The organism is Streptomyces sp. 15-116A, assembly GCF_025290915.1.
Lineage (GTDB): Bacteria > Actinomycetota > Actinomycetes > Streptomycetales > Streptomycetaceae > Streptomyces.
In genome coordinates, this window is the sequence record NZ_JAOCQE010000242.1 from 1 (window position 1) to 9879 (window position 9879).

Below are 9879 nucleotides of genomic sequence, written 5' to 3' on the forward strand. Positions count from 1 at the left end.
GCAGAGGAGCGGCCGGGGACGGATCCCACGGCCGCACGCGGGGCGGAGCCGGACGCCTTCGGCGTGGACGCACACACCGCGCCCCCGTTCACGAGCGCCGCGCACACCACGGACGCCCCGGTGACGAACGGCGCCCGCCCCGTCGGCGGGACGCGCTCGAACGCACGGCTCGGCAACGGGCCGCGAGGGAACGGGCGGTCGGCGGACGCGCGCGGTGCCGACGTGCGGCCGGCCGTGACCCCGATCGGTGACGGCTTGTCCGACGCGGCCCATGCCGACGCCGAACGGCACCTGTCCTGGCCCGCGTTGCCCGCCGCCGTCGTCGCGGCGGCCGGATTCGTCCTCGGGGCAGGATTCCTGCGGGCGTTCACCGAAGGGCACGCGCTCTTCCCGTCCGGCAGTGTCGGCTGGTCCCTCGCCGTACTGACCGGCATCATCGTCGGCCACCTCGTGATGCTGGGCCGCGCCCGCTGGTGGGGCGGCACCGGCTCCGGCGCCGCCCTCACCCTCGCCGTGCTGCTGCTCTACGGCTGGGTCCCGGCCGGCATGGTCAGCCTCACCGTCGTCGTGCTGGTCGGCATAGCCCGCAGGGGCCGCTGGCGGCAGGGCATACTGCACGGCGCGGTGGACCTGCTCGGCATCGGCGCCGGAGCGCTGGTGCGGGCCGCCTTCGGCTGCGTACCGTCCGTCGAGTCGCCCTCGACCCCGGACAGCTGGACCCTCACCACCGCAGCCGAGGTCGTCCTGGTCGCCGTCGCGTACCTCGCGGTCACCCGCACCCTTCTCTGGTATCTGCACGCACCGCGCGCGGGTCTGCCCACCGTCGCCCGCACCGCCCTGGTCAGACAGGGCCTGGTCGCCATCGCCCTGCTCGGCATAGCCCCGCTGATCTGTGTGGTCGCCGACGCCCGCCCGGTACTGCTGCCGCTGTTCGCGATCCCGCTGATCGCCCTCGACTCCACCCTGTGGATAGCCAGGGCCCGCGCGGAGGAGCAGCTGCGCGACCCGCTCACCGGACTGCCCAACCGCCAGTGGCTCCAGGAACGCATCTGGACCGCGCTCGACGACGCCGAGCGCATCGACGCCCGCGCCGCCCTGATGCTGATCGACCTCGACCGCTTCCGTTCGGTCAACGACACCCTGGGTCATCTCGCCGGTGACCGGCTGCTGCTGCAGATCGCCGACCGGCTGAGACTGGCCCTCCCGCGCGGGGCGGAGGCCGCGCGGCTCGGCGGCGACGAGTTCGCCGTCTTACTGCCCGTCGCCGACTCCACCACCTCGGCGACCCGCATCGCCCGGAGCCTCGTCGCGGCGCTCAGCTCCCCGCTCGACCTCGACGGCCTCACCCTCGTCCTCGAAGCCAGCGCGGGCGTCGCCGTCTTCCCCGACCACGCGCTCGACGCGGAGGGACTGCTCCGCCGGGCCGACGTCGCGATGTACCAGGCCAAACGCGACCGCACCGGCGTCGAGGTCTACGAGTCCAAACGGGACTCCAACACCCCCGACCGGCTCGGCCTGCTGGGCGATCTGCGCCGGGCGCTCGACGCGCACGAGGTCGAGCTGCACTACCAGCCCAAGGTCCGCTTCGACGGACAGGTCGCCGGCCTCGAGGCGCTGGTGCGATGGGTGCACCCGGAGCGGGGGAGGGTCCCTCCGGACGAGTTCATCGCCATCGCCGAGTCCTCCGGGCTGATGCCCCATCTGACGGAGTACGTCCTGGAGACCGCGCTCGGGCAGGTCGCCCGCTGGCGCGCACAGGGCCTGTTCGTCCCCGTCGCGGTCAACGTCTCCCCGCGCGACGTCCACACACCCGGCTTCGCCGGCTCGGTCGCCGCGCGGCTCGCCCGGCACGGGGTCCCGGCGGGGGCGTTGCAGCTGGAGATCACCGAGCATGTGCTGCTGGAGGATCCGCAGCGCGCCGCCGACACACTGAACGCGCTCACCGGGCACGGCGTGAAGATGTCCCTGGACGACTTCGGGACGGGGTACTCCTCGCTGGTGCATCTGCGGAAGCTGCCGGTGAGCGAGCTGAAGATCGACCGGTCGTTCGTGGCGCGGCTCGCCGTGGACACGGAGGACGCGGAGATCGTGCGGTGCACGGTGGATCTCGCGCATTCGCTGGGGCTGCTCGTCGTCGCGGAGGGGGTCGAGGACGACGAGACGTGGGAGCGGCTGCGGGATCTCGGGTGTGACGCGGTGCAGGGGTGGCTGGTGGCCGCGGCGATGCCGGCGGACGAGACGACGGCGTGGTTGCTGGCGAGGGGCTCACGCGGGTGGCAGCGGCCGGCGGCGTTGCCCGCCGCGTTGCCTGCGGCGGTGGAGGAGTAGGGCGCCTAGTGGGGTGCCGGGTTCGGTTGTCGGGCGGGTGCGGCGTCGTTGGGGCTGGTCGCGCCCGTGCGGCGGAGCCGCAGATCGATACAGCCCCGCGCCCCTAGGGGGTTGCCGCACTCTCCCTCCAGAAGCTGAGCGAAACCGTTTCACGAGCACCCGTCCCCGCCCCATAGGATTGGGCCAAACCACACACACTCACCCCAGAGGATCGCTGCATGCCTGGCATCACGCGCGAGGAGGTCGCCCACCTCGCCCGGCTGGCGCGTCTGGAGCTGAAGCCCGAAGAGCTCGACCACTTCGCGGGACAGCTGGACGACATCATCGGCGCGGTGGCCCGCGTCAGTGAGGTCGCCGACCAAGACGTACCGCCGACCTCGCACCCGCTCCCGCTGACGAACGTCATGCGCCCGGACGAGGTCCGTCCCTCGCTCACCCCCGAGCAGGCGCTGTCCGGCGCCCCGGCCCAGGAGCAGCAGCGTTTCAAGGTGCCGCAGATCCTGGGGGAGGAGTAATCGCCATGAGCGACATCATCAAGCTCACCGCCGCCGAGATCGCCGCGAAGATCGCCTCCGGCGAGCTCACGGCCGTCGAGGTCACCGAGGCGCACCTGGCCCGGATCGAGGCCGTCGACGAGAAGGTGCACGCCTTCCTGCACATCGACCGTGAGGGCGCCCTCGCGCAGGCCCGCGCCGTCGACGAGAAGCGGGAGCGCGGCGAGAAGCTCGGCCCGCTCGCCGGCGTCCCCCTCGCGCTGAAGGACATCTTCACCACCGAGGGCGTGCCGACGACCGTCGGCTCCAAGATCCTCGAGGGCTGGATCCCGCCGTACGACGCGACGCTCACCAAGCGACTCAAGGCCGCCGACGTCGTGATCCTCGGCAAGACCAACATGGACGAGTTCGCCATGGGGTCCTCCACCGAGAACAGCGCGTACGGGCCCACCGGCAACCCCTGGGACCTGACCAAGATCCCCGGCGGCTCCGGCGGCGGCTCCTCCGCCGCGCTGGCCGCGCACATGGCACCGCTCGCCATCGGCACCGACACCGGCGGCTCCATCCGCCAGCCGGCCGCCGTCACCGGCACGGTCGGCGTCAAGCCGACGTACGGCGCGGTCTCCCGCTACGGCATGGTCGCCTTCTCCTCCTCCCTCGACCAGGGCGGCCCCTGCGCCCGCACGGTCCTGGACGCGGCCCTGCTGCACGAGGTGATCGCCGGGCACGACCCGATGGACTCCACCTCCATCGCCGAGCCCGTCCCGCCGGTCGTCGAGGCCGCCCGCAACGGCAGCGTCCAGGGCATGCGCGTCGGCGTCGTCAAGCAGTTCCGCGGCGAGGGCTACCAGGCCGGCGTCATCCAGCGCTTCGACGAGTCGGTCGAGCTGCTCAAGGAGCTCGGCGCCGAGATCGTCGAGCTGGACTGCCCGTCCTTCGATCTGGCGCTGTCGGCGTACTACCTGATCGCCCCGTCCGAGTGCTCCTCCAACCTCGCCCGCTTCGACGGCCTGCGCTACGGCCTGCGGACCGGCGACGACGGCAGTCACTCGGCCGAGGAGGTCACCTCCCTGACCCGCGAGGCCGGCTTCGGCCCCGAGGTCAAGCGCCGCATCATGCTCGGCACGTACGCCCTGTCCAGCGGCTACTACGACGCCTACTACGGCAGCGCCCAGAAGGTCCGCACGCTCATCAAGCAGGACTTCGACAAGGCGTTCGAGCAGGTCGACGTGATCGTCTCCCCGACGACGCCCACCACCGCCTTCGCGATCGGCGAGCGCGCCGACGACCCGATGGCGATGTACCTGGCCGACCTGTGCACCATCCCGACCAACCTGGCCGGCAACGCGGCCATGTCGCTGCCCTGCGGGCTCGCGCCCGAGGACAACCTGCCGGTCGGACTGCAGATCATCGCCCCGGTCATGAAGGACGACCGCCTCTACAAGGTCGGCGCGGCCGTCGAGGCGGCCTTCGTGGAAAAGTGGGGCCACCCGCTGCTCGAGGAGGCTCCGTCGCTGTGAGTGCACTGACCAAGGCCAAGGGCTTCAAGAAGTCCCGGTCCGGTACGTACCTGTCCATGGCCGCCACCGCGTTCGGCGCGATCGGCGTCGCCAAGCGGCTGAAGAAGGCCCGCGCCGAGAAGGACACCCTGGTCCTGATCGACGCCACCGTGTCCGCCGCCGCGATCGTCACCGGCCTCGCCATCCTCTACCGCGAGCTGAAGCGGCTGGGCGACGACGACGTCCTGCTGGGCTGAGAGGGAAGTTACACCGTGACCACCACGACCGACCTGGTGTCGTACGAGGACGCACTCGCGTCGTACGACCCCGTCATGGGCCTCGAGGTCCATGTCGAACTCGGCACCAAGACCAAGATGTTCTGCGGCTGTTCGACCGCGCTCGGCGCCGAGCCGAACACCCAGACCTGCCCGGTCTGCCTCGGCCTGCCCGGCGCGCTCCCGGTCGTGAACGCGACCGGCGTCGAGTCCGCCGTCAAGATCGGCCTCGCGCTGAACTGCGAGATCGCCGAATGGTGCCGCTTCGCCCGGAAGAACTACTTCTATCCGGACATGCCGAAGAACTTCCAGACCTCCCAGTACGACGAGCCGATCGCCTTCAACGGCTACCTCGACGTGCAGCTGGAGGACGGCGAGACCTTCCGCGTGGAGATCGAGCGCGCCCACATGGAGGAGGACACCGGCAAGTCGACCCACGTCGGCGGCGCGACGGGCCGTATCCACGGCGCCTCGCACTCCCTGCTCGACTACAACCGCGCCGGCATCCCGCTCATCGAGATCGTCACCAAGCCGATCACCGGCGCCGGGGAGCGTGCCCCCGAGGTGGCGAAGGCGTACGTCCGTGAGCTGCGCGAGCTGATCCGCGCGCTCGGCGTGTCCGAGGCCCGCATGGAGATGGGCCAGATGCGCTGCGACGTGAACCTGTCGCTGATGCCGAAGGGCGCCGCCACGTTCGGCACCCGCTCCGAGACGAAGAACGTGAACTCGCTGCGTTCCGTGGAGCGCGCGGCCCGCTACGAGATCCAGCGGCACGCGGCGGTCCTCAGCAGCGGCGGCACCATCGTCCAGGAGACCCGCCACTTCCACGAGGACACCGGTTCCACGACCTCGGGCCGTGTGAAGGAGGAGGCCGAGGACTACCGGTACTTCCCGGAGCCCGACCTGGTCCCGGTCGCCCCGTCCCGCGAGTGGGTCGAGGAGCTGCGCACGGGCCTGCCCGAGCTGCCGCTGGTGCGCCGCAACCGGCTCCGCGAGGAGTGGGGCGTCTCGGCCACCGACATGCAGGCGATCCTCAACGCCGGTGCGCTGGACCTGATCGTCGCCACGATCGACGCCGGCGCCGACGCGGCCTCCGCCCGCAAGTGGTGGATGGGCGAGCTGGCGCGTACGGCCAACGAGACGGGCATGTCCCTGGAGCTGCTGCCGATCACGCCCGAACAGGTCGCCCGGGTGACCGCCCTGGTCGCCGAGGGCTCCCTCAACGACAAGCTCGCCCGCCAGGTCATCGACGGCGTCCTCAAGGGCGAGGGCACCCCGGACGAGGTCGTCGACAAGCGCGGCCTGAAGGTCGTCTCCGACGAGGGCGCGCTCACCGCCGCCGTTGACGAGGCCATCGCCGGCAACCCGGCCATCGCGGACAAGATCCGCGGCGGCAAGGTGGCCGCGGCCGGCGCCCTGGTGGGCGCGGTCATGAAGGCCACGAGGGGCCAGGCCGACGCGGCCCGCGTCAAGGAACTGATCCTGGAGAAGCTGGGCGTGAGCGAGGGCTGAGCCAGGCAGTGCGCGTGAAGGGGTGCACCGATCACCGGTGCACCCCTTCGGCATGCGTGGTTGCAACCTCCTGAGGGGCGCGGGGAACTGCGCGACCAGCCCCCACGGCGCCGCGGCCGCCACGAGAGCGCACCACCCGAGCTGCACCGCGAGCCACTGACCCCGCACCCCGGTTTCCCCAGCGGACGCGCTACGCTCCACCGCCATGAGTGGACCCGCTGATTCCGAAACCCACCCGGAACCCACCGGCCACGACGCCCGCCGAGCCCGCTGGACGGCACTCGGCACCGGCGCCGCACTCACCCTCGCCGGCCTCGCCGCAGCCTTCCTGCGCCTCACCGACGACGCCCCGCCCCTGGTCCCCACCGCTTACGCCGGCGGCGCCGCCACCTGCGCCCTCGCCGCCCTGCTCGGCTCCCGCGGCCGTACCCGCAGAGCGCTCTGGCTGCTGATCGCGGGCCTGATGGTGATGGCACTGGGTGACCAGTTCGACTGAACCGGTGACCGACTCGGCCGATCGGTTGACTCATCCGATGTGATTGTCCTGTGACCTGCCTCCCATCGCTGTGAACAAGCCCACGAACCCGGCAAATGATCACCCTTGCCTGCCAGAGTGGCACTGCATTGCTCATGCGTTCTTTGCGGGCGGTTCATCTCATGAACGTCTGTTCCCGGCCAAAGATCCACAGAACGTCACTCTGGGAGCACGTCCGTGGCAGCTCTTGCACGCTGGTGTGTCCGTCGCCGCCTCATGGCGGTGCTGCTCTGGCTCCTCGCCCTCGGCGTGGCCGGAGCGGGCGCGGTCCTCGCGGGCAGCGCCTACTCCAACGACTACAAGGTCCCCGGGACCGAGTCCGGGCAGGCCGCCGAGTTGCTGAAGGAGGGCTTCCCGGCCCTCGGCGGCGACAGCGACACCGTCGTCTGGCAGACCTCCGCCGGCACGGTCCGGGACGCCGATGTCGAGCAGACCATGACCCGCACCCTCGACCGGATCGAGGACCTGCCCGGCGTCGCCTCCGTGACCGGCCCGTACGACGACCGCGGCGCGGGCAGGATCAGCGAGGACGGCCGCACCGCCTACGCCACCGTGACCTTCGACGACCAGGCCGAGGACATCGACGCCGGTGAGGTTGCCGCCGTCGTGAAGACGGCGAAGAGTGCCGAGACCGACGGGCTGCGCGTCGAGCTGAGCGGCAGCGCGGTCGGGCTCACCGAGTCCCCCGGCGGGCACCTCGCCGAGATCGTCGGCGTGGTCGTCGCCGCCGTCGTGCTGTTCCTCGCCTTCGGCTCGCTCGCCGCCTCGCTGCTGCCCATCGCCACCGCGCTGGTCGGCGTCGGCACCGCCTACGCCGGGATCGTGCTCCTCGGGCACGTCATGACCGTCGCTGACTTCGCGCCCATGCTGGGCATGCTGATCGGGCTCGGCGTCGGCATCGACTACGCGCTGTTCATCGTGACCCGGCACCGGCGCGGACTGAAGCGCGGCCTGTCCGTCACCGAAGCCGCTACCAACGCCGTCGCCACCACCGGACGCGCGGTCGTGTTCGCGGGTGCCACCGTTTGCATCGCCCTGCTGGGCATGCTGATGCTGCGGCTGAACTTTCTCAACGGCGTCGCCATCGCGGCCTCGCTCACCGTGGTGCTCACCGTTGCCGCCTCCGTGACCCTGCTGCCCGCGCTGCTGTCCTTCATCGGCATGCGCGCGCTCAGCGGACGCGAGCGGCGCAGGCTCGCCGAGCACGGACCCGAGCCGGAGCTGCCCACGGGGTTCGCCGCCCGCTGGTCGGCGTTCGTGGAGCGCCACCCCAAGGTGCTCGGCGCGATCGCGCTGGTGGTCATGGCGGTCCTCGCACTGCCCACCCTGTCCCTGCACCTCGGCACCTCCGACCAGGGCAACGACCCGAAGACCTCCACCACCCGCCAGGCCTACGACCTCCTCGCCGACGGCTTCGGCCCCGGCGTCAACGGCCCCCTCACCCTCGTCACCGAGGTCGACGGCGCCGAGGACCGGCTCGCCCTGGGCAACCTGGACGCCACCCTGCGCCAGACCGAGGGCGTCGCCACGGTGTCGCCGGTGACCTACGGCAAGGGCGGCGACACCGCGTACCTCACGGTCGTACCCGAGTCGTCCCCGCAGTCGAAGCAGACCAGCGAGCTGGTCGACCGGCTGCGCGGGGAGGTGCTGCCGCGGGCCGAGCACGGGACCTCCCTCGACCTGCGCGTCGGCGGGGTGACCGCCGGCTACGACGACTTCGCCGACGTCATCGTCGGCAAACTGCCCGCCTTCGTGGGCGTGGTGATCGGCCTCGGCTGCCTCCTGCTGCTGCTCGCCTTCCGGTCCGTCGGCATCCCGCTCAAGGCCGCCGCCATGAACGTGGCCGCCGTCGCCGCCGCGTTCGGCGTGGTCGTCGCGATCTTCCAGTGGGGCTGGGGCAGCGAACTGCTCGGCCTCGGCCGGGCCGGCCCCATCGAACCCTTCCTGCCCGTGATCATGGTCTCGGTCCTCTTCGGGCTCTCCATGGACTACCAGGTCTTCCTGGTCAGCCGGATGTACGAGGAGTGGCTGGAGACCGGCGACAACCGGCGCGCGGTGCGGGTCGGCCTCGCCGAGACCAGCCGGGTGATCAACTCCGCGGCGGTCATCATGATCTCCGTCTTCCTCGCCTTCGTGCTCAGCGGGGACCGCGTGATCGCCATGTTCGGCATCGCACTCGCCGCCGCCGTCGCCCTCGACGCGTTCGTCCTGCGCACCCTGCTCGTGCCCGCACTCATGCATCTGCTCGGCGGAGCCAACTGGTGGCTGCCGCGCCCGCTGGACCGGATCCTGCCGCGCATCAGCATCGAGCCGCCCGAGTGCCGCGCCGCCCATGAGAGGCTGGCCGCCGCCACGGACGCCGAGGTGGCGGACGTGCTGGCCGAGGAGGAGCGACAGCGGGATGTACGCGATACGACTGGGTGACGACGGAGCCGAACTGCGCCCCCTGGAGCCCTGGCACGCCGAGGAGTTCCTCGCGCACCTTCAGCGGGGCCGCGAGTTCATCAACCAGTACGTCCCCTTCGGCTCCACCGCCACCGATGTCGCCGGCGCCCGCGAGGTGCTCCAGCGCTACGCCGACCGCCGCGCCGCCGACACCGCCTCGCTGCACGGGCTGTGGCTGGACGGCACGCTTGTCGGCGGTGTGCTCACCCTCAACTTCGACGCCGAGAACGGCACCTGCGAGGTCGGCTGCTGGCTGGAGCCCGCAGCCACCGGGCGCGGGCTGATCACGCGGGCGATGCGGGTGCTGATCGACTGGGTGGTCGAGCAGCGCGGCATCCACCGGGTCGAGTGGGTCGCCGCCGCCGGCAACACGGCGAGCCTCGCCGTCGCCCGGCGGCTCGGCATGACCCGCGACGGGGTGCGGCGCGGGGCCCATCTGCATCACGGCGTACGGCACGACCTGGAGGTGTGGTCGGTGCTGGCGCCGGAATGGCGGGCGGCCCGCGCCGGCGCCCGCGGCGATCATTAAGACGACTCTCAGACGGCGTCCGTACGGTGCGGGGCATGGTTACCAAGACAGTGGACAAGACCGCGGACGCCGAGGGCACCGAGGCCGCCGAGGCACAGCAGGACGAGGAGGCGGTCGACGCCACGCAGACCGAGCGGGGGACGGAGACGGAGCCGGGGGCCGAAGCCGACGCCGAGGCCGGGGTCGACGCCGACGCCGGGCCGGAGGGGGAGCGCCCCACCGGCGTGGGGCAGGGCGCCGCGGCGGTCGTCTCCGCCGGGCT

Annotated in this window: 8 protein-coding genes and 1 pseudogene; all 9 read left to right on the forward strand. The window is 71.8% G+C overall.

The features are described from left to right. Nucleotides 1-222 precede the first annotated feature (222 nt). Nucleotides 223-2328, forward strand: coding sequence for a bifunctional diguanylate cyclase/phosphodiesterase (locus tag N4P33_RS27850; protein WP_260829580.1), 2106 nt, complete (start codon nucleotides 223-225; stop codon nucleotides 2326-2328). Nucleotides 2329-2546: 218 nt separating this feature from the next. Further along, complete coding sequence (gatC, locus tag N4P33_RS27855) at nucleotides 2547-2843, forward strand: Asp-tRNA(Asn)/Glu-tRNA(Gln) amidotransferase subunit GatC (RefSeq protein WP_004925108.1); 297 nt, start codon at nucleotides 2547-2549, stop codon at nucleotides 2841-2843. 5 nt (nucleotides 2844-2848) lie between these two features. Next, nucleotides 2849-4342, forward strand: a complete 1494-nt coding sequence (gatA, locus tag N4P33_RS27860) for an Asp-tRNA(Asn)/Glu-tRNA(Gln) amidotransferase subunit GatA (RefSeq protein WP_260829574.1) — start codon at nucleotides 2849-2851, stop codon at nucleotides 4340-4342. Next, nucleotides 4339-4578 (forward strand): hypothetical protein, encoded by a 240-nt coding sequence (locus tag N4P33_RS27865; RefSeq protein ID WP_260829575.1) that lies wholly within the window; start codon nucleotides 4339-4341, stop codon nucleotides 4576-4578. Before gatA ends, N4P33_RS27865 begins: the two co-directional genes overlap by 4 nt. Before the next feature lie 15 nt (nucleotides 4579-4593). After that, nucleotides 4594-6108 (forward strand): Asp-tRNA(Asn)/Glu-tRNA(Gln) amidotransferase subunit GatB, encoded by a 1515-nt coding sequence (gene gatB, locus N4P33_RS27870; protein WP_260829576.1) that lies wholly within the window; start codon nucleotides 4594-4596, stop codon nucleotides 6106-6108. 205 nt (nucleotides 6109-6313) lie between these two features. Further along, complete coding sequence (locus N4P33_RS27875; RefSeq protein WP_260829577.1) at nucleotides 6314-6604, forward strand: hypothetical protein; 291 nt, start codon at nucleotides 6314-6316, stop codon at nucleotides 6602-6604. A 216-nt stretch (nucleotides 6605-6820) separates the two neighbouring features. After that, a complete protein-coding gene (locus tag N4P33_RS27880) occupies nucleotides 6821-9067 on the forward strand; it encodes an MMPL family transporter (protein WP_260829578.1) in 2247 nt (748 codons plus the stop codon). Next, the gene (locus N4P33_RS27885) at nucleotides 9045-9617 is read left to right on the forward strand and encodes a GNAT family N-acetyltransferase (RefSeq protein WP_260829579.1); all 573 of its coding nucleotides are present in this window, start codon (nucleotides 9045-9047) and stop codon (nucleotides 9615-9617) included. The genes N4P33_RS27880 and N4P33_RS27885 overlap by 23 nt, the downstream gene beginning before the upstream one ends. A 35-nt stretch (nucleotides 9618-9652) precedes the next feature. Further along, nucleotides 9653-9879 (forward strand): annotated as a pseudogene (locus tag N4P33_RS27890) (hypothetical protein); the annotation flags it as partial.